This is a genomic window from Ewingella sp. AOP8-B2-18, from assembly GCF_052376015.1.
Taxonomy (GTDB): domain Bacteria; phylum Pseudomonadota; class Gammaproteobacteria; order Enterobacterales; family Enterobacteriaceae; genus Ewingella; species Ewingella allii.
In genome coordinates this window covers 406,537-431,949 of sequence record NZ_JBQSVB010000002.1, presented here as the reverse complement: position 1 = coordinate 431,949, position 25,413 = coordinate 406,537, and the positions used below count along the sequence as shown (strand labels likewise).

The window sequence follows — 25,413 nt, the reverse complement described above, 5'->3', positions numbered from 1 at the left end:
TGAATCTTATTCAAATATAAAGAACAAGTTTAAATAAGTTAAATAGATTGGGATTTATTATTGATTAAATGTTTCCACATGTTTATTTTCATTTAAAGGATGCTGTTTAATTAAGGAATTACCGTGCAGTGGAAAAACACACCCGTTCAATTTGGCCATCTTTCCGTGCTGATGCATTGGCTGGTTGCTGTGGCTTTTTACGCCATGTTTGCCTTGGGGCTATGGATGGTCGGGCTGGGGTATTACGATGGTTGGTATCACCGTGCGCCCGAGCTGCATAAAAGCATCGGCGTCTGCGTTTTCGCGGTTATGGTCTTGCGTCTGGTTTGGCGTTTTCTCTCTCCGCCCCCTTCCCCGTTAAAAAGCTACAGCAAGGCAACACGCCTTGGTGCCTGGCTGGCCCACGTGGTGCTGTTTATTGGCTTGTTCACCATTTTGATCAGTGGCTATCTCATTTCCACTGCCGAAGGTCAGCCCATTAGCGTCTTTGGCTGGTTTGAGATCCCCGCCACCCTGTTTGGTTTGAACCAGCAGGCAGACATCGCGGGCGTGATTCATCTCTGGGTGGCTTGGGGCATCGTCATTGTTTCTGTACTTCACGGCCTTGCGGCGCTTAAACATCATTTTATTGACCGGGACATCACCCTAACCCGCATGCTGGGGCAACGGCCGCGTTCCGATTAACTTGTTGGATAATGGAGGATCATCATGTTCAAAAAAACCACTCTGGGCTTAACGCTGGCGTCTTTGTTACTCGCTGCTGGTAGCGCAACGGCGGCTAACTATAAGATTGATAAAGAGGGGCAGCACGCCTTTATCGAGTTTCGTATCAAGCACTTGGGTTACAGCTGGCTGTACGGCAGCTTTAATGATTTCGACGGCGGTTTTACCTTCGATGAGAAAGACCCATCGGCTGACAAGGTGAATGTCACCATTAATACCACCAGCGTCTTCACCAACCATGCCGAGCGCGACAAGCATTTGCGCAGTGCCGAATTCCTTAATGTCACCAAGCACCCGCAGGCGACCTTCACCTCAACGTCGGTGACAAAAGAGGGTGATGGTCTTGCTGTCACTGGCGATTTAACGCTAAACGGCGTCACCAAGCCTGTAACTCTGCAAGCTAAGTTGCTCGGCCAAGGTAAAGATCCGTGGGGCGGCTACCGTGCAGGCTTTGAAGCGGCAGGGGACATCAAGCTGAAAGATTACGGCATCACGACCGATTTGGGACCGGCCTCGCAAGAAGTGGAGCTGATCATCTCGGTGGAAGGGGTTCAGGAGAAGTAATTTCGCCTGACAATCTCGCTAAAAAAAGGGCCTGTATCTGATACAGGCCCTTTTCACTTCATACTGGCAAATTACTGTTTTTCAGGTGCCGGAATGTGCATGGTGGTCTGCAACAGTCCTTTGGACTTATTGAAGACTTTGATGCCATTTTCCCGCCCGGCTCGCAGTGCGCGCTGCTCTTCTAGCGGCAATTTCAGCTCGGTCTGGCACATTTCGCTACAGCATCCCTCAAACTTGGCCGCGCAGCTCGGGCACTGGATGAACAGTAGATGGCAGCCGTCGTTAAGGCAGTTGGTGTGGCTGTCGCACTCGGCGCCGCACTGGTGGCAGTGGGCAATGACGTCGTCTGAAATGCGCTCGCCCATGCGTTCGTCAAACACAAAGTTCTTACCTTTGAATTTGACCGGCAGGCCCTGCTCTTTGGCACGACGGGCGTACTCAATGATGCCACCTTCAACGTGATAAACATTTTTAAAACCGTTATGCATCATATAAGCACTGGCTTTTTCGCAGCGAATGCCGCCGGTGCAGTACATGACGATTTTCTTCTCTTTATCTTCTTTCAGCATGTCCACCGCCATCGGCAGTTGGTCGCGGAAAGTGTCTGAAGGTACTTCAATCGCCTTGTCAAAATGGCCCACTTCATACTCGTAGTGGTTACGCATGTCGACAAATAGCGCGTCGGGGTCGTCAATCATCGCGTTGACTTCTTCGGCTTTGAGATAATGCCCGACGTTCGACGGGTCAAAGGTATCGTCATCAATGCCGTCAGCCACGATGCGATCGCGCACTTTAAGACGCAGAACCCAGAAGGATTTGCCATCGTCTTCCAAAGCGATATTCAAACGAATCTGGTCCAATGCGGGATGGCTAGCGAAAAGCGCGGTTTTGAACGCTTCGAACTGATTGTTTGGCACGCTGATTTGCGCGTTGATCCCTTCGTGTGCCACATAGATTCGACCAAATACATTCAGTTTGGTCAGGCAGACGTAGAGCATGTCGCGGAAGGCTTTTGGGTCTTCGAGGTGGAAGTATTTATAAAAAGAAACCGTGGTGCGCGGCTCAGTTTCAGCCAACATGCGCGCCTTCAGTTCCTCGTTAGAAATTCGGTTATGTAACACTGGCATGGTGTACTTTCCTGTCTTTCGAGGTTAATGCTTAGTTAATCAGCGGGGCTGGTAATGGGCCACAGCACCACTTTTCGAGCGGCAACATCATACATTAAACCAACATTTTCGACATCTTCCGTTGCAAAATTTCGGTTAAAAGATTGAGGAAAGGCGGCAAGTGCTAAGGCAAAGCGCGGGAAATGGGATAACCTCAAATGAGTTAGGGTGAATTCTCAGCCATTAAACCAAGATAATGAGGAAACTATGAGTAAGCTTTTCCAACCCATCTCGCTAGGTAATCTGACATTAGCTAACCGCATTATCATTGCCCCGATGTGCCAATACTCTTCTGATAACGGCAAGGCAACAACCTGGCATCATGCTCATCTTGGGCAGCTCTCTTTCTCCGGCGCGGGGTTGCTTATCCTCGAAGCCACCGCGGTAGAAGCCATTGGCGGCATCTCGCCCCAAGATTTAGGTTTGTGGGATGACGAAACCGAAGCCGCCATGAAAGATCTGGTCGCTTCCCTTCGCGATAACAGCGACATTCCTCTCGGCTTACAGCTGGGCCACGCCGGACGCAAGGCCTCCTGCCACGTGCCGTGGAAAGGTGGCAAGCAGCTGACGAGGGAAGAAGGCGGCTGGCAGACCATCGCTCCTTCTGCCATACCCTTCGCAGATACCGATGCCACGCCAGAAGCCATTTCGTTAGAACGCATTGCCCAGCTGAAAGCGGCTTATGTGGAATCCGCTAAAAGAGCTGACCGCCTGGGCTTTGACCTGCTGGAGCTGCACGGCGCGCATGGCTATCTGCTGCACCAGTTCCTGTCGCCACTCTCCAACCAGCGCACCGATAACTACGGCGGCTCGCTGGAAAACCGTATGCGCCTGCTGCTTGAAATCTATCAGGAAATTCGTCAGGCCTTTTCTGCCGACAAGCCTATCGGCGTGCGTATTTCCGCCACGGACTGGGTTGAAGGTGGCTGGGACTTAGAGCAGTCGGTGGTGCTGGCGAAAGAGCTAGAAAAGCTGGGTTGCAGCTATATTCACGTCTCCAGCGGCGGCCTGAGCCCGCAGCAGAAAATCACCATTGGCCCGAATTACCAAGTGCCCTTTGCCGAACGCATCAAGCAGGAAGTCAGCATGCCGGTGATCGCCGTAGGGCTGATAACGGAGCCAGATCAGGCCGAAGCTATTGTTGGCACAGGTCAGGCGGATATGGTGGCTCTGGCACGCGGAATTCTCTATAACCCGCGCTGGCCGTGGCACGCCGCGGCTAAACTTGGCGCAAAAGTTTCAGCACCGAAGCAATATTGGCGCAGCGAGCCGCACAATGTTAAAGGGTTATTCTGGTCAGAATAATCAGAGTTTAAGCGCATTATTATTAATAAGAGGGGCAACGCAAGTTGCCCTTTTTTATTGTAAAAACCAGCACACCTTCAATTTGTGTTAATTCAGCCTTTTTAAATCAAATTTTATGACGTGGAAAATTGACAAAATAGCGATGTCTGCCGATATTCAAACGATCTTAACCGCACGATGATTCTGGGGCTTGCTCACAAAAGCGGCACCCTTTGCGCTATTGATAGGCAGATAGCTAACAAATGAACTATTCATGCCGTTAATTTTCACCTGAAACCTAAAAAATGCCACAATACGTCACTTCGCTTAAGGGAATGACTCGCAGCGGCTATGAAAGCCGGGTTGTGGTGTGTTTTCTGTGGCTGGCTACTGCATATAGACAGAGCTTATATCTTCTTACTTCGACACATTGACGCAGAGATTTTATGACTCAGGTACCGACCTTTACACGTTCACTACTGCATCCACGTTATTGGATAACATGGCTAGGATTAGGCCTGCTTTACCTGCTGGTGCTTCTGCCGTACCCGGTTATTTACCGCCTGGGTACTGGGCTAGGCCGTTTTTCTATGCGTTTTTTAAGACGCCGCTTTAATATTGCTCAACGCAATCTCGAACTCTGCTTCCCAGAAATGAGCCCTGAACAGCGCGACCATATGGTGCTGAAGAATTTTGAATCCGTGGGGATGGGGCTGTTTGAAACGGGCATGGCGTGGTTCTGGCCAGACCGGCGTATTGAACGCTGGTTCAAAGTCAGCGGGCTTGAGCACATCCAGAAAGCGCGAGACAACCAGCAAGGCGTATTGCTGATCGGCGTCCACTTCCTGACGCTGGAACTCGGCGCGCGCATCTTCGGCATCCATAATCCGGGGGTTGGGGTCTATCGCCCGCACGATAACAAACTGATGGATTGGATCCAGACTAAAGGTCGCATGCGCTCCAATAAAGCGATGATCGACCGCAAAGACCTGAAAGGCATGATCCGCAGCCTGAAGCAAGGTGACATCATCTGGTACGCGCCGGACCACGACTACGGCCCGCGCAGCAGCGTCTTCGTGCCCTTCTTCGCCGTGGACAAAGCCGCGACCACTACCGGGACTTACCTGCTGGCTCGCATGGGTAAACCGGCGATCATTCCGTTCACGCCGCGCCGTTTGGAAAACGGTAAGGGCTATGAGTTACTTCTTCATCCGGCAGTTGAAAACTTCCCGCTGGAAGATGAAGTGGTCGCTGCGGCTTATATGAATAAAGTGGTTGAGGATGAGATTCGCCTCGCGCCTGAGCAGTACATGTGGCTGCACCGTCGCTTTAAAACCCGTCCAGAGGGTGAACCTTCTTTATATCAAGCTCTCGAATAATGCCTGCGTTTTGCCGCCCAAGGTGCACTGCCTTGGGCTTTCCCAGCCCTGCCTCCTGCCCTCTGCGTAATACTTATCTCGCTAATCATTGATCTTTTGCAATGCAGCAAAATTCTTAAACCGGTATTTTATTTTCTGCGTTAACTTTTCCGTAACATCATTGATGTGACTGATTAATAGGCGCATAATTATCACCCTAACGCATGATAGTTAATCCGCTCTGGCACTCGCCCGACAGCTCAGAGCCAATGGACCTTTCATATCGGTAATTTATGACATCGGAACCCGCAGCAGAAACGGCACCAGACCCTATAAATTGGAAGCGAAATCTCTTCGTTGCTTGGATAGGATGTTTCCTGACTGGCGCAGCATTCAGTCTGATCATGCCCTTCCTGCCCCTGTACGTTGAAACCCTCGGTGTAACCGGCCATGAATCCCTGAACATGTGGTCCGGCCTGGTGTTCAGCATTACGTTCCTGTTCTCCGCCATCGCCTCACCCTTCTGGGGCAGCCTGGCTGACCGTAAAGGTCGTAAAATCATGCTGTTGCGCTCTGCCCTCGGCATGGCGATTGTGATGGCCTTGATGGGTCTGGCAACCAATATTTGGCAGTTTCTGGTGTTACGTGCTCTGCTCGGCCTGCTCGGCGGCTTTGTGCCCAACGCCAACGCGCTGATTGCTACTCAAATCCCCCGCAATAAAAGTGGCTGGGCGCTAGGGACTTTATCCACGGGCGCGGTTAGCGGCGCTTTGATTGGCCCACTGGTCGGCGGGCTGCTGGCCGACAGCTACGGGCTTCGCCCGGTGTTCTTCATCACCGCCTTCGTGCTTTTCCTGTGCTTTATCATGACGTTATACTTCATTCGCGAACAGTTTATGCCGGTTAACAAGAAGGATATGCTGAATCGCAAACAGGTTTTCGCCTCGCTGAAAAATCCCAAGTTAGTGCTGTGCCTATTCATTACCACCATGATTATTCAGGTGGCGACGGGGTCGATTGCGCCAATCTTGACGCTGTACGTCCGCGAACTGGCGGGGAACACGCAGAACCTGGCCTTTATCAGCGGCATGATCGCCTCGGTGCCGGGCGTGGCGGCGCTGATGAGTGCGCCAAGGCTGGGTAAGCTGGGGGATAGGATTGGCCCGGAGAAAATTCTGGTGGCCATGCTGGGCGTGTCGGTGCTGCTTCTCATTCCGATGGCCTTTGTGCAGAACCCGCTGCAACTGGGGATCCTGCGCTTTATGCTTGGCGCGGCAGACGGCGCGCTGCTGCCTGCGGTGCAAACTTTGCTTATCTATAACTGTACTAATCAGGTCGCCGGGCGAGTGTTCAGCTATAACCAGTCGTTCCGCGACGTGGGTAACGTGACCGGCCCGCTACTAGGTGCCGCCGTCTCCGCAAGCTACGGCTTCCGCACGGTGTTTTGCGTCACTGCCGTGGTGGTGCTTTTTAACGCCGTTTACTCCTACTGGAGCCTGCAACGCCGCCAACGCGAAGTGACGGCGGAGTAAATCAGACCGTCCAGTCGCGCCGCGCCAAGACCACGCGATAACCGTCAGCATCTTCAAAGGTGCTGCCGGTTTCATCCCAATAAGGGTTGTAAGACGCCACCTTGCCAAACCCTGCTTTCACCATCTGTTCGCATTGCTGCAGCCACTCTTCGCCATGGGGAATATAAAACACTAACAGGTTATCCTGCGTGGGTGCCCTGCCCACCCGTGCACCGCGATGATGAGTGAATTCGAGGTGATAATGGTGCTTAGGATGCCCGATAATCACGCCGTCAAAACCCTGATGATCCTCAAACTGTCCTAACAGCTCAAACCCCAACCCCTGCTGATACATCTGCGCGATGATCCGAATATTGTCGGTGGGGCGAGCAATGCGCAAAACGGCCTGCCTTGAAATCATGAGCGCCAATCTCCTTGTGGGTGAAGTGGTCTGAAAAAAGCAAAAAAACGGTTAATTTCTGCGTTATTAGCCGGTGAAAACTTGCAACCTCAGCCATAGCGTCAACAATTAGTGAGTTAGAAAACACACACAGAATTTTTATAACTCAGCCGTTAGCGCCTAATAACTAACGCATTAAACATTATCCACCATCCTCGTTAAAGCAACTCAGGAGAAAAAGATGAGCATGTATGCAACCTTAGAAGAAGCCGTTGATGCCGCCCGGGAAGTGTTTCTTGAGGCTGCGCGAGACGCCACCGATAACGATGAAGAGGCAATCCCTGAACAGTTCAACCTGCAAAAGTATGTGATGCAGGACGGCGATATCATGTGGGAAGCTGAGTTCTTTACCCGCGATGGCGATGCCGTTGAGAGCACCAATTTCCGCAGCGGCGAGGCGGCTCAGGCTATTTTTGATGGCGACTACGACGCGCAAGAGCTGGAGGAGGAGTGGCTGGACGAAGGTACGCTCTACGAATGGGACGAAGGTGAATATCAGTATGAGCCGCCCTTAGATACCGAAGAGGGCAAAGCCGCGGCCGATGAGTGGGATGATGAGGATGATTACCCGGGCAAGGATATAGACTAACGCCCGAAGCAATCCCTCACTCATAAGGCCCGTGGCGGGCGTCAATCGGCAGCATGAAGGTGTCGACAATCATCGACAGCGGAACGTCGATAATAGTGACATAGCGCCACGGGCCGTCTCGCACGTCCCACTGCACGCCCGGGTAGTATTGATTACCGTGCCCCTGCCCCGGAACGGTTCGGCTGATAATGCTGCCGCAGCCTGTCAGGGTAATGACCAGCGCCCCGAGGGCGACAGCGCGTAGCATTGAATGTCTTGTCACACCCTTCCCCGCTGATAAAAAACCACTCATAAAAAAGGCAGGATGCTGATGCATCCTGCCTTTTATCTCTCTCACCGTTGTGCTTTACAACAGCGTTAACTCAAGGCATTTAGACCGGCTTGGCTTCCAGAGTCTGTGTCTCAGGGAAAGCCTGAACGTTACGCGGCAGCTCGCTGTAGTAGGCGCTCCACGCGTGTTGATCAGGTTGAGTCCAGACCGCAGAGTGCAGACGTGCCATGATCACCGGGTCACTCAGCAGGACCAGGCGGTCTGCTTTGCTCAAGGCTTTCGGCCCGGTATTGAATGCCTGCTCCAGACGATACTGACGGCCATTCTCAATGCTTGGGCGCAGCAGGTGACGCGAGGTTGCCATGGCCGTTGCCAGTGCATTGAAGCTTGGGTCAAATACCGCGTGCATGAAGCCGTTTTTCAGTGAACGAGAACGGTTCAGCATCAGGTATTCGTCAGTCGCCACCAGCTCGCGTGGCGGATTGTACTCTTCAGGGATCAAGAACAGTTTGGCTTTCTTGCTCTTAATACCCAGCGTTGCACGGCTCGACAGCACGGAAACGAAAGGCGACAGAATCAGTGAGAAGACGATTGGCGCCAGCCACCACAAGAAGCGCAGGTCCAGCCACGCCATCCCGCCAGCCCACACGGCACCCAACAGCAGCTGTGAACCGTGGCGCTTGAAGGCTTCGCCCCAAGGGGTGTCGTCATCATCACGCTGTGGAGAGTTCCACACCACTTCCCAACCCAAGAACGCGCTCACCACGAAGACAGTGTGGAACAGCATGCGCACTGGAGCCAGCAAGACGGAGAACAGCATCTCAAGCAGCATAGAGAAGAACAGACGAATGCCGCCGCCATACTCTTTCGCGCCCTTGGCCCAAATCAGCACAATACTCAGCAATTTAGGTAAGAACAGCAGCACCAACGTGGTGGAGAACAGGGCTATCGCCAGCTCAGGACGCCATTGCGGCCAGACCGGGAACAGCTGCCTTGGCTGCAGGAAGTATTGCGGCTCCATCAGTGTATGCACCACTTGCAGCGCGGTAGACAGCGCCAGGAACATAAACCACAGCGGAGCAGACAGGTAGGACATCACGCCGGTCAGGAACACCGCGCGGTGCACCGGGTGCATGCCTTTAACTAAGAACAGACGGAAGTTCATCAGGTTACCGTGACACCAGCGGCGGTCGCGTTTCAGCTCGTCCAGCAGGTTCGGTGGCAACTCTTCATAACTGCCCGGCAGGTCATAAGCAATCCACACGCCCCAACCCGCGCGACGCATCAAGGCAGCTTCGACGAAGTCATGGGACATGATAGAACCCGCGAAGGAACCTTCACCCGGCAGCGGCGCAAGGGCGCAGTGCTCAATGAAAGGTTTCACGCGGATAATGGCGTTGTGGCCCCAGTAGTGAGACTCACCCAACTGCCAGAAATGCAGACCGGCGGTGAACAGTGGGCCGTAGACACGCGTCGCAAACTGCTGGCAGCGCGCATACAGGGTATCCATGCCCGACGCCTTAGGCGCAGACTGGATAATACCGGCGTTCGGGTTGGCATCCATCAGACGCGCAAGGCCCGTCAGACATTCGCCACTCATCACGCTGTCGGCATCGAGAATAACCATGTAGGCATATTCCCCGCCCCAGCGGCGGCACCAGTCATCAATGTTGCCGCTTTTACGTTTTACACGGCGGCGACGGCGACGATAGAAGATGCGGCCATGGCCATCAACGTCGCGACACACTTCCATCCACGCCTTTTGCTCGGCCACGCAGATATCCGGGTCGTAGCTGTCACTCAGGACGTAGATGTCGAACTGGTCGAGATCGCCGGTGGCTTTCACGGATTCATAAGTCGCACGTAAGCCCGCGAATACGCGTTCAACGTCTTCATTACAAATCGGCATGATAAGCGCGGTGCGATTGTTCGGGTTCAGCGGCTCATTACCGGTCGTCGAGGCGGTAATACTGTATTTATCGCGCCCGATCAGCAGCTGTAAGAAGCCCATCAGCGCGGTCCAGAAGCCCGCCGAAACCCAACAGAACAGGATGGCGAACAGCACCAGAATCCCGGTCTGCAAGACATAAGGCAGTAACTGCAAGACGGATTGCAACCAGTCTTGATTCAACATATCTGCGGGGTCGATGAGCGCCCAGCCCTGATATGGCAAGATGGTTTTCATGTACCAGGTGGCGATGGCGGTCTGCACCAGCATCAACACCAGCAGAATGTAGCGACGCACTGAACCGGCGTGACGCCATCTTTTTTCCGACTCTGGCATTTCAGATGAGCCGTCGCGACGGGAAACGGTGCTGCGCCCCCGCAGACTGTCCCAAAAACGCCCTACCGGGTTGGTACGCCAAACATCAGGGAACATGCTGGAACGCTTCACCGGCGGCATGGCATTCAAAATGGTGCGGCCTTCGTTGTCTACTTCAGACAAGCTGCCGTTTTCCATGGCGTCTGGCCAGCTTCCTGCCACACGCGTCTTAACGGAAAGCAGAGGGGCATCAGCGTCGGAAACGTCAGTAGTCATCGTTGATTCACCGCCGATTTGGCGGTGAACGGTCGCAAAGGCTTCTCCCTCGGACTGAGGGAGTTGCTGAATTAGCGCCGCTTTCTGCTCTTCAGAGAGCGGCAAAGCCTTTACGTAATCTTGAGTAGAATGCGTTGACTTATTCATTGGCAGGCAGCTGATAGCTCCAAGTTTCACTCAGTGTTTTCTCGCCATTAACCAGAGAAGCGCGCATTTCGATTGGCTTCTTAGGATCTTTCACTTTCAGGCGCAGCGTTAAACGCCAGCCTTTGGTTACTGGATTATAGCGGACATTATTTTCTACCAGATCACCGTTGTCACCGACACTCACCTGCGAAGCGACCGGGGTGTCATCTTTCAGCGCTTTCAGGTTAGGGCCGACGAAGTCCACCAGGAACGCCACGCTACCGTCTGCATCACGCGTCAGGTTGGACTGCTTAACGTCCCCCGTTGAGCGCATGGTGCGCTGTACCCACGCCAGATCAGGAGAGTGCAATTTCTCTTCTTCACGGCTGAAGTGCAGGCGATAGTTCAGATCTAAAGGTTTACCCACTTCTGGCAACTGATCCGGAGTCCAGAAAGCCACGATGTTGTCATTGGTTTCATCAGCAGTTGGAATTTCCACCAGCTCGACTTTGCCTTTGCCCCAATCGCCTTTAGTTTCAACCCAGCCACTTGGACGCAGATCGTAACGATCGTCTAAATCCTCGAAGTTGGAGAAGTCACGGCCGCGTTGCAGCAGACCAAAGCCTTTGGGATTTTCCATGGTGAACTGACTCACGGACAGGTGTTTTGGATTATTCAGCGGACGCCAAATCCATTCACCATTGCCAGCCTGAATAGAAAGACCGTTGGAATCGTGCAGTGCCGGACGGTAATTCATCACCGGCGAAGGCTGGTTAGCACCAAACAAGTACATGCTGGTCAGCGGAGCAATACCCAGTTTGCCGACTTTGTCGCGCAGGTAAACTTTGGATTGCACGTCAACGGTCGCTTCTTTACCAGGGTAAACGTCGAGGCGATAAGCACCGGTTGCACGAGGAGAGTCGAGCAAGGCGTAAATGACTAAGTGCTTTTCATCTGGATTTGGGCGCTCAATCCAGAACTCACGGAAGCGAGGGAATTCTTCACCAGAGGCCAGCGCGGTGTCGATAGCCAAGCCGCGGGCAGACAGGCCATACACCTGACCTTTACCAATAACGCGGAAATAGCTGGCACCCAGCACGCTCATGATTTCATCATCTTTATCCGCTTTATTAATTGGATAAAGTACTTTGAAACCGGCAAAGCCGAGGTTTTTGACCGTGTCAGCATCATGCTTCACATTGCCAAAATTGAAATAGTCGGGATTGTATTTAATCTCTTTAACGGTATTGGCCGTCACTTCATTGATTTTCACCGGAGTGTCGAAGTACATCCCCTGATGATAGAACTCAAGCTTGAAAGGCGTGTTCTGGTTTTTCCAGTACGCTTTATCATGATTGAATTGAATTTGTTGATAATCCGCAAATTTCAAATCACGGAATTGAGACGGCAGGTTGCTTTTGGGAGCTTCATAGCCCTTGTCAGCTAACGCTTTTGCTTGTTTAGCTACATCATCAATAGAAAAAGCCCATGCAGATGAAGAAATCATGGACATCAACACTGCGGCACTCAGCAAACGGACTTTAGTCATACGTGGCCCTTTGGAAAAATTTTTACCCGGCACATCCCCTCCTTTACGTGCGCTTAACTCATTCAGTCTATTTTAATTGAACTGTCAGGTTTCCGACAACATGAGAGATTGATGGTTCATCCCATTGATGAACCGTTTAAGCACACAACGGCACAAGGATATCAATTCGTTGAAACTCCGGCTATGGAAACTTGTCCGATAACATAGTAGGTTCTTCCTTTGACGAATATTAAGCTAATGTAAGGATCGAAAACTTTTTCTTACCAGTCTCTAATTACCTGTTCGCGATTTAAGCACTAAAATCAGGATAAGCTTCATACAACGGATACGTAATGAAACCACAAACTCAACAGCGCGAGTTCTTTTTGGACTCTATCCGAGCCTATTTGATGCTGCTCGGCATTCCATTCCATATATCATTGATTTACTCCAGCCACATCTGGGCAGTAAACAGTGCTGTGCCGTCGGATGGACTGACCATATTTAATGACTTTATTCACGCCTTCAGAATGCAGGTGTTCTTTGTCATTTCGGGCTATTTCTCCTACATGCTCTACGAGCGCTATGACTCGCAGAAGTGGCTGAAGGTCCGCCTTGAGCGCGTGGCAATCCCGCTGGCCGCGGCTTTCCCGCTGATCACCCTGCCGCAGCTCTACTTCCTGATGAAGTTTACCGACAAGTTCTCGAACTGGGATCAGTTGGGCCTGTATCAGAAAATCAATATCACCGTGTGGGAAATGGTCTCACATTTGTGGTTCTTATTGACCTTGGTAATACTGACCAGCATCTGCTTTTACTTATTTAAATCGATTAAACAAATTAAGAATAATCGTATTTCCGCTATTAAGAATAAAACAAATAGCCTAGGAAAACTCTCAATTATATTTTTAATTATTGGGTTTATTTACGCAGCCTTTAATCGCGCGATTTATATTTTCGCCCCGGATTTACTCTCCAATGGCGCATTTAATTTCATCGTAATGCAGACGCTGTTTTACCTGCCATTTTTCGTGATCGGCGCCTTTGCCTACAAGTTTACCTGGCTAAAAGAGCTGTTCATCAAGCCGTCGGCATGGGCCGGCGTGGTCAGTTTGTTCCTGTTTGTGGCCTACATGTTTAACCAACACGTCAACACGCCGCAGCTTTACTCGATGGAGCTTGATGCCATTATCACCTCACTGCTGGGCATTTTGATGGTCAACGTGGTGTTCTCCTTCAGCCACTATGTCCTGAACTTCCAGTCGCCGTGGATAACCTATTTGGTGAACTCTTCCCTGTTCATCTATCTGGTTCACCACCCGCTGACGCTGATTTATGGCGCATTTATCACGCCGAAAATCAATAACGACTGGGTAGGCTTCCTGCTGGGGCTGGTGTTTGTCTTCGGTATCGCCTTTATGCTGTATGAGATCCACAAACGCATTCCGATCCTGCGTTTCTTGTTCTCCGGCAAGCCGCAGACCATGCATGAGAAAGGTGGCCATGGCCCCACCCCGCCGCAGAAACAGCATTCGTAATCACTCAGTTGACTGAGTGACGCCACAAAAAAAAAGGCGGCAGTGAAATGAATTCGCTGCCGCCTTTTTCTGAGGATCCTTAAGATAAAACCTGTTAGCCCTTTGCCGCCGTATTAATGGTAGGGACAGCTGACATGCCGACTTTAAGCCGCTCTAAATCCTTTTGGCCCTGATCTAACAGGATTTTCACCGCCACCCGCTGAACCACTTTGGTGTAATTTCCCGTAGCGTTATCTGGCGCTATCGGCGAGAAAGTCACGCCGGTGGCCGGAGAGATGCTATCAACCTTACCGGAAAATACCACGCCCGGCAGTGCATCCACCTTGATGCTGACCCTCTGATTTGGCGTGACGTCGGCTAACTGCGTTTCAAGGTAGTTGGCAATAACAAAGGCCTGGTGCAGCGGGACCACCGCCAGCACGCGCGTCCCGGCACTGACATAGCCACCCACCCGCACTGAACGCTGGCCGACGGTGCCGTCTATCGGCGCTTTAATTTGGGTATAGCTTAGATTCAACTTGGCCTGCGCCAGCTGGCTTTTGGCGGAATCAATCGCGGCCTGAGCCTGCGCCTGTCCGGCCTTTAATACGTCAATCTGCTTTTCCGCCGCCTGAGACGCCGCTACGTCGCTCTGCTGCTGGGCGACTTTAGCGCGATAATTGGCATCCGACTGGTCACGCTGATCGGCCGTGCCTGAGCCATTTTGCAGCAATCGCTGGTAGCGCTCAGCGCTTTGGCGGGCATACACCAGATTGGCGTTATCCGCATTCACCTGCGCCTTGGTTTGCAGGATGGTTTGCTGCTGCTGGGCCAGTTGCGCGGTAAAACTCAGCAACTGGGCGCTGGCCGTTTCTAGATTAGCCTGAGCACTGAGCACAGCATTGCGATAGTCGCCGTCGTCAATCACCGCCAGCACCTGTCCGGCTTTGACCTGCTGGTTATCCGCCACCAGCACCTGCGAAATGGTGCCAGAGATGCGCGGCGCGACCAGCGTGGAGTCTGCCGAGACAAAGGCGTCATCGGTTTCTGGCTCGCCCTGACGGCTCAATACCCAGAATGCGGCGATCACCACCAGCACGATGATGGCGAAGGCCAGCAGCCAAACGGGGCGAATTGCAGATTTCTTGATCATTTTAATTTCTCTCGCGCATAATTTTTTGCAATAAATCAGTCATTTAATAATTTCTTCGGCCTTACGTCTGCTTCATCACTGACTGTGGCGGATAAGTTCGCTTAGCAACCACAAACGTCAGCAGGGCTAGCCCTACGGCAACCGCAATAAAGGCCAGATAGGTATCAGACAAGGCCAGCACTTGGGTTTGGTGCCTGACCTGCACGGCAAACTGCTGCATGAGTTCAGGTGACACCGCCGAACCGTCTTGATTCAGCGGCGCGAGGTGGCTGCCCGCCCCGTCATAAGGCTGGGAGAGTAAATAGCTATTGCTGCCGACGTGGTTGAGCAAAATATTGGAGTGCAGCTGTTGGCGATGGCTGAGGAAGGTTTCCATCATGGCGCCGGCAAAAATACTGCCCATGGCGCGGGTGACGTTGAACATCGCCGAGGCAAATGGCCCTTCCATCGGCTGCACCACGCTGGTCGCCCCCATCAGGATCGGCATGACCGCCATCGGCTGACCAAAGGCCTGCATCGCCTGAATAAGATAGAAGTTGTCGCGCGACCAGTCCGACGTCAGTTGGCTTCCCCAGTAGCAAGAAACCGCGAGCAGCGTCAGGCCGGCGGCCAAAATCCAGCGGCTATCAACCCAGCGCATGTTCAAAACGGCGGCGACAAGAGGGGCAAGTAACAGCTGGGGCAGGCCCACGCTGAGAGCCAAAGGCCCAAACTGCACTGCGCGGAAACCCTCAACCTGCGCCATATAGCCAGACGGAATAGCCGAGCCGGACAAAAACAGCAGCATCAGGCCAAACAGCGTCAGCAGACCGTGGGAAAGATTGTGGCGACGCAGCATCTGCAGTTTGAATAGTGGCAGCGGGTGATACCACTCGTTAGCCGCGAACAGCGTCAACAGGGCCACTGCTGAGAGAAACATCAGGGTAATCAACGGGGAATTGAACCAGTCCAGCCGCTCTCCCTGTTGCAGAGTCAGTACCAGCAAGGCCAGCCCGCTGCATCCAGTTAGCATGCCGATGGCATCAATCTGCTTGAATCTTTCCAGACGGATCGGGTCCTGCGGCAGTCCATAGCCAATCATAAAAATACCCAGCACGCAGGGTGGAACGATCTGCCAGAAAACAAATTGCCAACCCACGGAGTCCGTCCACAGCGCCGCTAACGACGTGGCGACATTCGGCCCGAAGGTGGCGGTCAGGGCATAGGCGCTCAGGCCATATAATTTAAAGTGTGGCGGCAGAAAACGCAGTGCGACGGTCATCAGCAAAGGCGGCAAAGCCCCGCCAAAGGCGCCTTGGACCACGCGCAGTGCAATGAAAATCGGCAAATTCGGGGCAAAAGGGATGATAATCGCGATCAGCACAAAGCCCGCGGTGGTCGCCATTGCAAAGCGGCGAATGGAAAAGGTCATCGCCAGCCAGGGGGCTACCAGCATGGCCGCGACCTCGGCCGCCTGATAGCTGCCAATCAGCCACGAGCCCTGATCGCTGCTGATGCTCAATGCGCCGCGCACGTCTGCCAGCGCGATATCCGTCACGCGATCGTTCAATCCTGAACATAGTGACGCAATCAGCACGCCTACCATTCCAATGATCAGACGCAGGGTAAAAGGTTGGGCAACGGGAGGCGCAGGTGGCGGCGACACGCCGGGCGCAGGCCCGTTCATTAACATCGTCTGACTCATGTTTACGCGTTTACTCCGCGATGTGATCCATCGGTAAGGGATTAATTTTTCTGTAAAATACCCTGACTGATGGGAAGCGTTGGCAGGTGAAAAGTTATATTTATCACAGCGCGTTATAGGTGCTGCGTTTTTTAATGATGCACTGCATCGCAATGTGATACAGCGAGAAAATACTATAATATGGGACACTGTATTGCAATGTGATTAACGTTGTTTTCTCCGCGCCCAGCCATTACATTGGCAAAACTCGGCACGGCAAAAATTCGCCATGGATGAAAAGGACAAGTTATGAGTGATGACCATTCGGTCGATGAAGAGCGCAGTGGCGGTATTCAGGTCATTTCGCGCGCAGCAAAAATCCTTAATGCCTTAGGCAAGAACCCGCAGGGAATGAGCCTCGGCACCATCGCCAACGAAGTGCAGCTCCCCCGCTCGACGGTGCAACGCATCGTAGCGGCGCTGGCCGAAGAAGGTCTGGTGCGCTCAGAGGGCATGGCCGGTGTACGATTAGGCCCGACCCTGTTGCGGCTGGTGTCCACCGTGCATACGGATGTCATAGCTATCGCCTCCCCTTACCTCAAGCAGCTTAGCGACGATATTAATGAAACCGTCGCCCTGAGCCGCACCAGCGGCACCAAAATTGCCAATATTTACAACGTGGTGGCAGAGCGAGAACTGCGCGTGTCGCCGCGCGTAGGGCTGAACTTGCCTATCTACGGCACCTCGGCGGGCCGCGCCCTGCTGGCTTTGAAGACCGATGAGGAAATTCATAGCCTGCTCGGCGACACCTTTGAACCCGCCACTGAAAATACCGTACGCGACATTAAAAGCTTGTTAGCCAAGGTGGCCCGAGTGCGGGAAACCGGCGTTTCGACCGAAACCGGCGAAACGGTCGAGGGGATTTCCACCATGGCGGTTTCACTCGACACCATCCTTGGCCGCTACGCGGTATCCGTTATCTTGCCCACCGCGCGGTTGAGCAGCAAAGAAGACGAAATGCGCCAAGCCCTGCTGAATTGCAAAGCCGCGCTGCTCTGTGAAATCGGCAAGTAATTAGGCTATTTGGAAGGCAGTAGCAGAAGGAGAAATCAAATGTTTGACACCATTTTGCTGGCCATAGATGGCTCGAGGCAGACGGAGTATCTGGTGGAATTAGCCTGCACATTGGCGGCGGGTACGGCGTCAACGGTGTATGTCACCTGCTGTGTTGATGAGGCCTACGCGCTAAATAATCATCCAGTGGCTGACCAACTGGCCGCCGACTACGCCCCGGCGAACTATGAAGAAGGCAGCGCGCAGGCGTTGGTCCAACACACCTTAGCCAAACTTCGGGCGCGGTCGGTCAACGCGGTGAGTAATATCATTGTCGGCACGCCGGAGGTGGCTCTGGTGGAAGAAGCGCGGATTAAAAATGCCTCAGTTATCTTGATGGGCCATCGCCATCAGTCGCTGTTTGGTCGATTACTCACGGGTTCGGTGAGTGCCGAAGTGATAGCCCATTCCCCCTGTCCGGTATTGGTGGAAGTTCGCGGCAATAAAGACTAACGCCAAAACTAAAAAAGCGCTCGGATGAGCGCTTTAGCGTGGTAATCAATAGGTTAATCTGTTCTCAACACTTCAACACGCCCATCTCTCTGGCCCATAGGCTGATCTGCTCCCGGTAGATATAGGAAATTTCATTCTCTAATAGCTGAGTGCTAGAAGGAGTGATCATCGCCAGACACGGGTAGGCTACCGGTTTGCTCTCAAACAAGAAATCTTCCAGTTCTTCATCGGTCAACAGGCTTTCGCCATGTATGCCATCAAGACGGAAATAGGTTTTCATCATCCAGTTGCGGTATTCAAAATCGCTTTTAATCATAAACATGAGGATGTTCTCAATGTTGGGAATATCACCTACATGCCTCTTTCATTAGAGCAAATCATGAGGTGAGAAATAATCGAGCCATCCGTTGCTGATCTGTGCAACAGAAAATTAACAATATAGCGACCAACTAGCAAGCAACATTTACGCCCGAAATGAAAAATAAATTCTTTATATAACAAAGAATTATGCACACAAATCAATTAATAAACAGCATGAATTATTGAAAGAGAAACATATCGATTATGTTGCAAAGTAGATCTAAAGCGCCAAAAGAAGAAGAACAGAATTGACGTTACAAATGCCGCAGCATTCCCACCGCCAACCCTGTTCTCAAATTCTTGAATGACAAAGAGATAATATTACCAGCGTCCCGGAGGCGGCCCTTCACGCCAGTAACCCGGAGGAGGCCCACGGTGCCAATAACCAGGAGGAGGCCCCTCACGCCAATAGTGATCGTGATGCCAATAACGCGGCGGCGGCGGCGCTGGCTCGTAGTACACCCAGTGACCATAGCCATTGTCGCGATAGTGGTGGTCCCACCAGCCTGGATCACGCCAGCCACCGCCGTCCCAGTAATAACCCCGGTTATCACGATCGCCAATGTGCAAAGAGACGCCTGGAACATTTATGCCTATCTCAACGTTGGCATGAGCGAGAGCCGGTAAACTCAGCATGACAGCGAGAACTAACACTATTTTTTTCATTCGAAACCTCACGACCTGCTTATCAGGTAGGTTCAAATTACTGCCAGCTATCTTACTGTTCTATAGGAATTTATCCCATTTACTCAGCCCTCACACTCTCCTTACATTTGCATCAAAAACGACATAAAAAGCCTTTTCGCAAGGCTATAACACGCAAGGGATATTTCACTTTCTGCTGTAAATTTCAGCCATAAAAAAAACCGCCGAGGCGGTTCTTTTATTGATATGTAAAGCAGATGTTTTGCGGCTTGGGGCTGAAATTAAATCTTGCAGCCTTCGCAGTCACTTTCATCCTGAACCACTTCAGGCACGGCAGAGGCCTTTTCGGCTGCTTTCTCTTCCGCTTTTTCTAATGCTGCATCAATGTCAAAATCAAAAATATCGTCGCTCATTCTCTTCACCTTAAATTATCAAAAGCTCGTTGAGTATAAACCACGGCCATAAATGACGCTCCTCTTTCTCAGCTCGCGGGCACATTTTGTCACCACATATAGTGCCTACCGACGGCAAAAACACCATGATGGACGTTTTGTGAGCGAACAGGTTTGCTTACCCCGCCATCGCCTACCATAGTTAAAGGGAGAGCTATTTTTAGTTTAAGCAAACCACGGGAGTGACAAATGACCACATCAAATATCAAAGCCTGGGCCAACACGCGTGAAACGTCACATGAGATTGCTGAAGCCATTTTCGAGCTAGCGGACAACGATGAAGTGCTGGCACAAAAGATTTGGGAAGAAGGTAATGATGAAGTTCTGCCTATCGCTTTCGCAAAAACCAAGGAAGATCACTTGTTCTGGGGAGAGGAGAAGATTGATCGTAAAAACGTCTAACTGGCGTTGAAAAGCTGGAGACATCACCCTGAGCTTCGCGCTCAGGGTTGAAAGCATTACTTAGCTGTCGAAGCCAAACCCCATCTGGTGCGCCCACTCAAACACCTGATCCTTATAGACGAAGCGAGGCTCGCAAACGCCCGGCTGGCCCGGCGTTTGGATCATGACGGCGATACAGGGATAAGCCACCGGGCGTGCGTCGAAGATAAAATCATCAACTTCTTGATCAGCGAATTCAGAGGCTTCGCTCACCGCACTGACCTGAAAGATTTCTTCGATGATCCAGTTACGATATTCAAATTCATTGTTGATAAACGTCATCATACGCCCCCTTAAATGTCGATCTCTGCTTATTCTACCCGTGATCTCGCCATAACTCACCCCGGTGAGGCGATCAGGGCACATTTGGACACGCTATTCGGGCGTAAAAAGCAGCGCGCCAGACAGCAAAAAGCTGAGCTAACCTGCCTGAAAACCCAGAGGGTAATTATCTAAGACAGGTAAAACTCAGCTTATCAGAACCGCAACAATGAGGTCAGAAGCAGTAAAAATTTAATGTGCGGCCTGCGCCGTGGTCGTGCCAGCCAACTGTAACTTGTCCTGACGCGCCAGGTCGTAAACGTCGTAGAAATCTATTGCCCCTTTATTACGCACGATAGCTTCGATCCGGTTTTTAATTCGCGCACTCACCTCGTTAGACGCCAGCAGTTGCTGAACCGCATCCTCTGAAATTTCGCGGCTGAAATACCATTCACCGTTATAGCAAACCCGCAGGTCAAGCACGCCGATATCTTCGTAACGATAAGTGGGTTTGATTTCCATCAGCAGCATTGCTGACATAAAGAGTAAAAATGCAGTGAAACCGATAAACCAACCGAGGCCCATATAGGGTGAAACGTACATCACCACCCCTACCAGAATATAACCAGCGAGCATAGCAAGGCACAGCCACGGGTGGTTGACGAAGAACTCGCTGTTGATTCTCGGCTTACCGTCGCGACCTTCCAGACGGTTGATGCGCTCGATTTCACTATTTAATACATTTTTGATCACGTCCATCTCATAACCTCACGACAGGTACGACTATAATGCAAACTGATGACCTGATTTTATCATGGTCACTGTTATAGCACGTAGAGCAGTTATCTTCTGTTCCGGTTGAAACTGTTATACCCCAACCCCCTTCTAAAAGGACTCAACTCACTGGCATGTAACACAAGGAGTCAATCATGGCATTTATGATAGTCGAAAGACCGGCTAAAAAATTGGTTAGTTATCGGGTTATTGGCCCGTACGAAAAGTCTATTAAGGAAGGGTTTCGCCACTTAATGGACTGGACGGAACGCCATCATCAGAAGCATCTTGAGTGGTTAACCCTGTTCCATGACGACCCGGAGAAGACGCCGGCAGAGCAGCTTCGCGCAGACCCTTCCGTCTGCGTGGCGGATAATTTTATTCTTGATGATGCCGAAGGGCTTTGCCTGCAAACCTTGCCGGGCGGCACTTACGCGGCTTATCACACCACTATTGTGGACGGCAATTTCGCCAAAGCGTGGCAGGACTTCTATTACCACCACATTGCCGAAAGCGGCTACCGCGCCGATGGTAAAGCCTGTTTTGAGCACTACTTAAACGACGGCACGGCAAACGGAATTTGGGAGGTGGTATTTTACCAGCACGTCGAGAAGATCCCGACCATTCGCTGATATCCCTTAAACCACCAGCTCAACGTCTGCGTCATGGCAAAAATCGATGAAAGCCTGGGAAGGCAGAGCATCGGTAATTAACATATTGAATCGAGCTAAAGGTGCGATCGCCGCAGGTCGCACCCGATCAAACTTACTGCTATCCGCTACCAGAATGTTCTGTTCGGACTTCTCCATCGCCTGATGTTTCATCAGCAACTCATCGAAGTTAAAACAGCTCACACCATGTTGAATGCTGACCCCTGCCGCCGAGATAAAGGCCTTGTTCGGGCGAATATAGTCCAGCTCGTTGCTGCGGCCAATAGGCGTATAAATGCTGTTGCTGGCTTTAAACACTCCGCCGCATAAAATCACTTCGCAATGGGGCTTCTCCTGCAATGCCAAAAAGGTATTGAGAGAGTAACAAACGGCGGTAAAAACGCGCTCTTCGGGAATACTTTCAATGATATAGGGCGTGGTGGTGCCACAATCAAAAAACACCGTATCGTCGTTCTCCACCAAGGCCGCCGCCAGCGCGCCCAAACGACGCTTCTCCTCAACCTGACGCATCTTTTGTTCACTAACGAAGTAGTGCGTCGCCGGGCTATTCTTCGGATCAATCACGATATAGCCGCCCAACAGGATGACTGGCGAAGGCGCGGAGTTCAGGTCGCGGCGGATAGTCATTTCTGACACATCCAGCAACCGTGCGGCCTCTTTCAGATGAATTTTGTCGGCTTTTTTTAACGCCAGCAATAGGCGGTGGATACGGTCTTCGCGCTTATTTTCCATGATGTTATTTTATTTTTTCCCCTGCTCAGGCTGGCAGCCACTATACCGTTGCCCCGTGTTCACGGCAAACCACCGCCCCGCGCGGCGCCTGATTGCTATTGGATTTGTTGCAGCGTGAGGTATCCGCCGAAGACCGCGCCCGTATCGATATAATGCTGGTTGGCATATACCATAGGGTGCTCCACCGGCGTGTGGCCGAAATAGAACGCCTTGGCGCCCGTGATTTCAGTAAAACGCCCGGCAAGGGCGTGGTTTATGCGATCGCGATTCCAGATAACCTCGTAACCATCCATCGGCTTGCCAAATTCATAGCGATCGGAAAGATAATCCGCGTGGGCCACAACGATATTGCCTGACTCCGTATTCACTTCCAGCACATGAGGCAGCTCATCGGTCAGCTTGATGAGACGCCGCGCCTCCTGCTCTTGCGCACCTTCCAGCGCGTAAAACCACTCACCGCCGTTTCTCAACCAGCGCTCTATATTGGTTTCATTCAGAGCATCAATGGCCATTTGCTCATGATTGCCGCGCACGCAGGCAAACCAAGGCTCTTCAATCAGTTTTAAGCACCCCATAATGTCAGGACCGCGATCCACCAGATCCCCCACGGAAAGCAGCAGATCGCTGGCAGCGTCAAAGCGCACGCGGGCAAGCTGATCCTCCAACATTGAGAGACAGCCATGCAGATCGCCCACCACATAAATGTGGCGATACTCGGCACCTTCAATGCGTTGATAAATAATCGGGGTCATAGTTTTCAAGGCCAATCCATTATTATGGGTAATCTTTGAGTGTAACTGATCGGCATGTAACTGATGAATAGCCCAGCGATAGGAAATATTTTCACGCGTTTATTGGCCTTTTTTAACAACGCTGGAAACAGCCAAATGGCGCTGTATCAAGGCATACGGCTGAAACTCAGAATTGCCCTACACGTTGTCGCGCCGAAAATCCACTAATAAAAAAATTTCCGTGAAGTAATTGACGCCTTTTCGCGCTATACTGTGGCCCGCTCGGAGTAAAACCGGAGGTTTTATGAGTTCCACAGAAGCAAACACTCGTGATGAGTGCCCTTTGTGCCAAAGCACCAATAAGACGTCGGTTAACCTGTCGGCGAAAATCGTTACCGTGACCTGCACCTCTTGTGGCCGCTACAGTATTTTCCGCAAGACCATGGAAGAGATCTCGATAGACCGTAAGAAACGCGTAGCGTTACAGGCTTTCTTTACCAGCCAGCCTAACTACCATCTGCCTTTGTCCATCAGAGCGCTGAGCAATACTGATACATCGGGTGAAATCTAACCCTAAAAACGCCCCTCGGGGCTGTTTTGACCCTCTTCTGCTGCCCTTCCCCTGCAATACTTAACTCAAATTCATTTTGTGCTGCGACTGTTCACAAAATAGTCGCTCTTTGCACAAGCTTACAAAAGCGTCCTATAATGATTTGAAAAATCTAAAAAGTAGTTAGCAGCTCAATATCTCACGCTTTGCACCGTGGAGTTATTTGAACAAAGGACGTAATAAATGAGATTAAGAAAAAAACGCGTTAAACCGATGCAAATCAATGATATTACTATCATTGACGATACAAAATTGAAAAAAGCCATCACCGCCGCTGCGTTGGGTAACGCGATGGAATGGTTCGATTTCGGTGTTTATGGCTTTGTTGCTTTCGCATTAGGACAGGTGTTCTTCCCTGGTGCAGATCCCGGCATTCAGATGATCGCGGCATTGGCCACGTTCTCGGTTCCTTTCCTTGTTAGACCTCTGGGCGGTCTTTTCTTTGGGGCTTTAGGTGATAAGTTTGGTCGCCAGAAAGTCCTGTCGATCACCATTATCATTATGTCGGTCAGTACCTTCTGTATCGGCTTAATACCGGGCTACGCCACTATTGGTATCTGGGCGCCGATTCTGCTGCTATTAGCGAAACTGGCACAGGGCTTCTCGGTGGGTGGTGAATACACCGGCGCAGCTATCTTTGTTTCCGAATACTCTCCAGACAGAAAGCGTGGCTTCCTGGGCAGCTGGCTGGACTTCGGTTCCATCGCCGGTTTCGTCTTAGGTGCCGGTGTCGTTATCCTGATTTCGAGCATCGTCGGCGAGCAGAACTTCCTCGACTGGGGCTGGCGTATTCCGTTCTTCATCGCCGCGCCGCTGGGCCTGATTGGTATCTACTTGCGCCACGCTTTGGAAGAAACCCCAACCTTCCAGCAGCACGTTGATAAGATGGATACCGACTCGCGCAACAACATTGCCGAGCCGCCGAAGGTCTCTTTCCGTGAAATCTTCACCAAGCAGTGGAAAAGCCTGATTGTCTGCGTAGGTATCGTTATTACCACCAACGTCACCTACTACATGCTGTTGACCTACATGCCGAGCTATCTGTCACACAGCCTGCACTACTCTGAAGATCACGGCGTGTTGATCATCATCGCTATCATGGTCGGGATGCTGTTTGTGCAGCCGTTCATCGGTATGCTGAGTGATAAAATTGGTCGTAAACCCTTTATCATCACCGGCAGTATTGGCCTGTTCATTCTGGCGATCCCAAGCTTCATTTTGATTAACAGTGGCGTGATTGGCCTGATTTTCTGTGGTTTGCTGATGTTGGCGGTGCTGCTGAACTGTTTCATCGGCGTCATGGCGTCCACGCTGCCAGCGATGTTCCCAACCAATATTCGCTATAGCGCACTGGCCATCGCCTTTAATATTTCCATTATGGTAGCGGGTATCACTCCAACCTTCGCAGCATGGCTGGTTGAGTCCACTCAGAACCTCTATATGCCTGCCTACTACCTGATGACGGTGTCGGTGATTGGTCTGGTTACGGGCGTGTTCATGAAGGAAACGGCTAACCGCCCACTAAAAGGGGCAACGCCTGCGGCGTCTGACAAAGCAGAGGCTAAAGAGATCCTACAAGAACACCACGACAATATTGAGCAGAAAATCGAAGATATTGATGCTCAGATTGCCGAACTCGAGACTAAGCGTAAAAATCTTATCGCCCAGCACCCTGAGATTAATTAATCCCACGACGGGTTGATGTGTACTCCAAGCCG

27 protein-coding genes are annotated in these 25,413 nt (G+C 51.6%); 13 read left to right on the top strand and 14 right to left on the bottom strand.

The features are described from left to right. Window positions 1-123: 123 nt before the first annotated feature. Together ACT3RR_RS06195 and ACT3RR_RS06190 are read left to right on the top strand one after the other, a co-directional pair. Complete coding sequence (locus ACT3RR_RS06195) at window positions 124-684, top strand: cytochrome b (protein ID WP_353502562.1); 561 nt, start codon at window positions 124-126, stop codon at window positions 682-684. A gap of 24 nt (window positions 685-708) precedes the next feature. Then, window positions 709-1,287 (top strand): YceI family protein, encoded by a 579-nt coding sequence (locus ACT3RR_RS06190; protein WP_496199952.1) that lies wholly within the window; start codon window positions 709-711, stop codon window positions 1,285-1,287. A gap of 71 nt (window positions 1,288-1,358) precedes the next feature. Here ACT3RR_RS06190 and trhO read toward each other — a convergent pair whose 3' ends face one another. Then, complete coding sequence (gene trhO / locus ACT3RR_RS06185) at window positions 1,359-2,414, bottom strand: oxygen-dependent tRNA uridine(34) hydroxylase TrhO (RefSeq protein WP_496199951.1); 1,056 nt, start codon at window positions 2,412-2,414, stop codon at window positions 1,359-1,361. Between the two features lie 246 nt (window positions 2,415-2,660). Here trhO and ACT3RR_RS06180 point away from each other — a divergent pair, with 246 nt between their 5' ends. From ACT3RR_RS06180 to mdtG, 3 genes are all read left to right on the top strand, one after another. Next, a complete protein-coding gene (locus ACT3RR_RS06180) occupies window positions 2,661-3,758 on the top strand; it encodes an NADH:flavin oxidoreductase/NADH oxidase (protein WP_485901237.1) in 1,098 nt (365 codons plus the stop codon). 425 nt (window positions 3,759-4,183) lie between these two features. Further along, window positions 4,184-5,116, top strand: coding sequence for a Kdo(2)-lipid IV(A) acyltransferase (locus tag ACT3RR_RS06175; RefSeq protein ID WP_353502566.1), 933 nt, complete (start codon window positions 4,184-4,186; stop codon window positions 5,114-5,116). A gap of 272 nt (window positions 5,117-5,388) precedes the next feature. Then, window positions 5,389-6,627 (top strand): multidrug efflux MFS transporter MdtG, encoded by a 1,239-nt coding sequence (gene mdtG, locus ACT3RR_RS06170; RefSeq protein WP_396130323.1) that lies wholly within the window; start codon window positions 5,389-5,391, stop codon window positions 6,625-6,627. A gap of 1 nt (window position 6,628) precedes the next feature. On the opposite strand, the gene ACT3RR_RS06165 is transcribed toward mdtG, so the two are convergent. After that, window positions 6,629-7,027 carry a VOC family protein gene (locus ACT3RR_RS06165; protein WP_496199950.1) on the bottom strand — a complete coding sequence of 133 codons (399 nt, stop codon included), beginning with the start codon at window positions 7,025-7,027 and terminating at the stop codon, window positions 6,629-6,631. Between the two features lie 220 nt (window positions 7,028-7,247). Here ACT3RR_RS06165 and ACT3RR_RS06160 point away from each other — a divergent pair, with 220 nt between their 5' ends. Further along, window positions 7,248-7,655: a MysB family protein gene (locus tag ACT3RR_RS06160; RefSeq protein WP_353502569.1), complete on the top strand. Its 408-nt coding sequence runs from the start codon at window positions 7,248-7,250 to the stop codon at window positions 7,653-7,655. Between the two features lie 16 nt (window positions 7,656-7,671). On the opposite strand, the gene ACT3RR_RS06155 is transcribed toward ACT3RR_RS06160, so the two are convergent. From ACT3RR_RS06155 to ACT3RR_RS06145, 3 genes are all read right to left on the bottom strand, one after another. After that, on the bottom strand, window positions 7,672-7,902 hold the full coding sequence (locus ACT3RR_RS06155) for a YceK/YidQ family lipoprotein (protein ID WP_353503992.1): 231 nt from the start codon (window positions 7,900-7,902) through the stop codon (window positions 7,672-7,674). Window positions 7,903-8,026: 124 nt separating this feature from the next. Beyond that, on the bottom strand, window positions 8,027-10,612 hold the full coding sequence (gene mdoH / locus ACT3RR_RS06150; RefSeq protein WP_353502570.1) for a glucans biosynthesis glucosyltransferase MdoH: 2,586 nt from the start codon (window positions 10,610-10,612) through the stop codon (window positions 8,027-8,029). Further along, entirely contained in the window at window positions 10,605-12,140 is a 1,536-nt protein-coding gene (locus ACT3RR_RS06145; protein ID WP_353502571.1) for a glucan biosynthesis protein G, read from the bottom strand. The genes mdoH and ACT3RR_RS06145 overlap by 8 nt, the downstream gene beginning before the upstream one ends. Before the next feature lie 332 nt (window positions 12,141-12,472). Here ACT3RR_RS06145 and mdoC point away from each other — a divergent pair, with 332 nt between their 5' ends. Further along, a complete protein-coding gene (mdoC, locus tag ACT3RR_RS06140) occupies window positions 12,473-13,657 on the top strand; it encodes a glucans biosynthesis protein MdoC (protein WP_496199949.1) in 1,185 nt (394 codons plus the stop codon). Between the two features lie 94 nt (window positions 13,658-13,751). Here the strand turns inward: mdoC and ACT3RR_RS06135 are convergent, their stop codons facing one another. Together ACT3RR_RS06135 and ACT3RR_RS06130 are read right to left on the bottom strand one after the other, a co-directional pair. Next, the gene (locus ACT3RR_RS06135) at window positions 13,752-14,789 is read right to left on the bottom strand and encodes an HlyD family secretion protein (RefSeq protein ID WP_496199948.1); all 1,038 of its coding nucleotides are present in this window, start codon (window positions 14,787-14,789) and stop codon (window positions 13,752-13,754) included. Between the two features lie 61 nt (window positions 14,790-14,850). Next, the gene (locus ACT3RR_RS06130; protein WP_496199947.1) at window positions 14,851-16,473 is read right to left on the bottom strand and encodes an MFS transporter; all 1,623 of its coding nucleotides are present in this window, start codon (window positions 16,471-16,473) and stop codon (window positions 14,851-14,853) included. A gap of 288 nt (window positions 16,474-16,761) precedes the next feature. On the opposite strand from ACT3RR_RS06130, the gene ACT3RR_RS06125 reads away from it, so the two are divergent. Together ACT3RR_RS06125 and ACT3RR_RS06120 are read left to right on the top strand one after the other, a co-directional pair. Further along, window positions 16,762-17,526: an IclR family transcriptional regulator gene (locus tag ACT3RR_RS06125; protein ID WP_396130317.1), complete on the top strand. Its 765-nt coding sequence runs from the start codon at window positions 16,762-16,764 to the stop codon at window positions 17,524-17,526. Window positions 17,527-17,565: 39 nt separating this feature from the next. After that, window positions 17,566-18,018 carry a universal stress protein gene (locus ACT3RR_RS06120; protein WP_496199946.1) on the top strand — a complete coding sequence of 151 codons (453 nt, stop codon included), beginning with the start codon at window positions 17,566-17,568 and terminating at the stop codon, window positions 18,016-18,018. A 64-nt stretch (window positions 18,019-18,082) separates the two neighbouring features. Here ACT3RR_RS06120 and ACT3RR_RS06115 read toward each other — a convergent pair whose 3' ends face one another. The 3 genes from ACT3RR_RS06115 to ACT3RR_RS06105 all read right to left on the bottom strand — a co-directional run bounded on the left by ACT3RR_RS06115 (window position 18,083) and on the right by ACT3RR_RS06105 (window position 19,436). After that, window positions 18,083-18,340: a hypothetical protein gene (locus ACT3RR_RS06115; RefSeq protein WP_353502577.1), complete on the bottom strand. Its 258-nt coding sequence runs from the start codon at window positions 18,338-18,340 to the stop codon at window positions 18,083-18,085. A gap of 359 nt (window positions 18,341-18,699) precedes the next feature. Beyond that, on the bottom strand, window positions 18,700-19,044 hold the full coding sequence (locus ACT3RR_RS06110; protein ID WP_485901250.1) for a DUF2502 domain-containing protein: 345 nt from the start codon (window positions 19,042-19,044) through the stop codon (window positions 18,700-18,702). A 260-nt stretch (window positions 19,045-19,304) separates the two neighbouring features. Beyond that, complete coding sequence (locus tag ACT3RR_RS06105) at window positions 19,305-19,436, bottom strand: hypothetical protein (protein WP_256594519.1); 132 nt, start codon at window positions 19,434-19,436, stop codon at window positions 19,305-19,307. Window positions 19,437-19,664: 228 nt separating this feature from the next. Here ACT3RR_RS06105 and ACT3RR_RS06100 point away from each other — a divergent pair, with 228 nt between their 5' ends. Continuing rightward, entirely contained in the window at window positions 19,665-19,877 is a 213-nt protein-coding gene (locus tag ACT3RR_RS06100; protein WP_034791438.1) for a YccJ family protein, read from the top strand. A 60-nt stretch (window positions 19,878-19,937) separates the two neighbouring features. Here the strand turns inward: ACT3RR_RS06100 and ACT3RR_RS06095 are convergent, their stop codons facing one another. Continuing rightward, complete coding sequence (locus ACT3RR_RS06095) at window positions 19,938-20,201, bottom strand: hypothetical protein (RefSeq protein WP_496199945.1); 264 nt, start codon at window positions 20,199-20,201, stop codon at window positions 19,938-19,940. A gap of 228 nt (window positions 20,202-20,429) precedes the next feature. After that, complete coding sequence (locus tag ACT3RR_RS06090; protein ID WP_485901253.1) at window positions 20,430-20,936, bottom strand: YlaC family protein; 507 nt, start codon at window positions 20,934-20,936, stop codon at window positions 20,430-20,432. Window positions 20,937-21,106: 170 nt separating this feature from the next. On the opposite strand from ACT3RR_RS06090, the gene ACT3RR_RS06085 reads away from it, so the two are divergent. Further along, complete coding sequence (locus tag ACT3RR_RS06085) at window positions 21,107-21,583, top strand: GyrI-like domain-containing protein (protein ID WP_353502581.1); 477 nt, start codon at window positions 21,107-21,109, stop codon at window positions 21,581-21,583. 6 nt (window positions 21,584-21,589) lie between these two features. On the opposite strand, the gene deoR is transcribed toward ACT3RR_RS06085, so the two are convergent. Beyond that, window positions 21,590-22,354 carry a DNA-binding transcriptional repressor DeoR gene (gene deoR / locus ACT3RR_RS06080; RefSeq protein ID WP_353502582.1) on the bottom strand — a complete coding sequence of 255 codons (765 nt, stop codon included), beginning with the start codon at window positions 22,352-22,354 and terminating at the stop codon, window positions 21,590-21,592. A gap of 95 nt (window positions 22,355-22,449) precedes the next feature. Beyond that, window positions 22,450-23,106, bottom strand: a complete 657-nt coding sequence (locus ACT3RR_RS06075) for a metallophosphoesterase (protein ID WP_353503993.1) — start codon at window positions 23,104-23,106, stop codon at window positions 22,450-22,452. Between the two features lie 283 nt (window positions 23,107-23,389). Between ACT3RR_RS06075 and ACT3RR_RS06070 the strand changes: the two genes are divergently transcribed. Both ACT3RR_RS06070 and proP read left to right on the top strand, forming a co-directional pair. Further along, on the top strand, window positions 23,390-23,656 hold the full coding sequence (locus ACT3RR_RS06070; RefSeq protein ID WP_034791444.1) for a hypothetical protein: 267 nt from the start codon (window positions 23,390-23,392) through the stop codon (window positions 23,654-23,656). A 222-nt stretch (window positions 23,657-23,878) separates the two neighbouring features. Next, window positions 23,879-25,381, top strand: coding sequence for a glycine betaine/L-proline transporter ProP (gene proP, locus ACT3RR_RS06065; protein ID WP_353502583.1), 1,503 nt, complete (start codon window positions 23,879-23,881; stop codon window positions 25,379-25,381). Window positions 25,382-25,413: the final 32 nt, after the last annotated feature.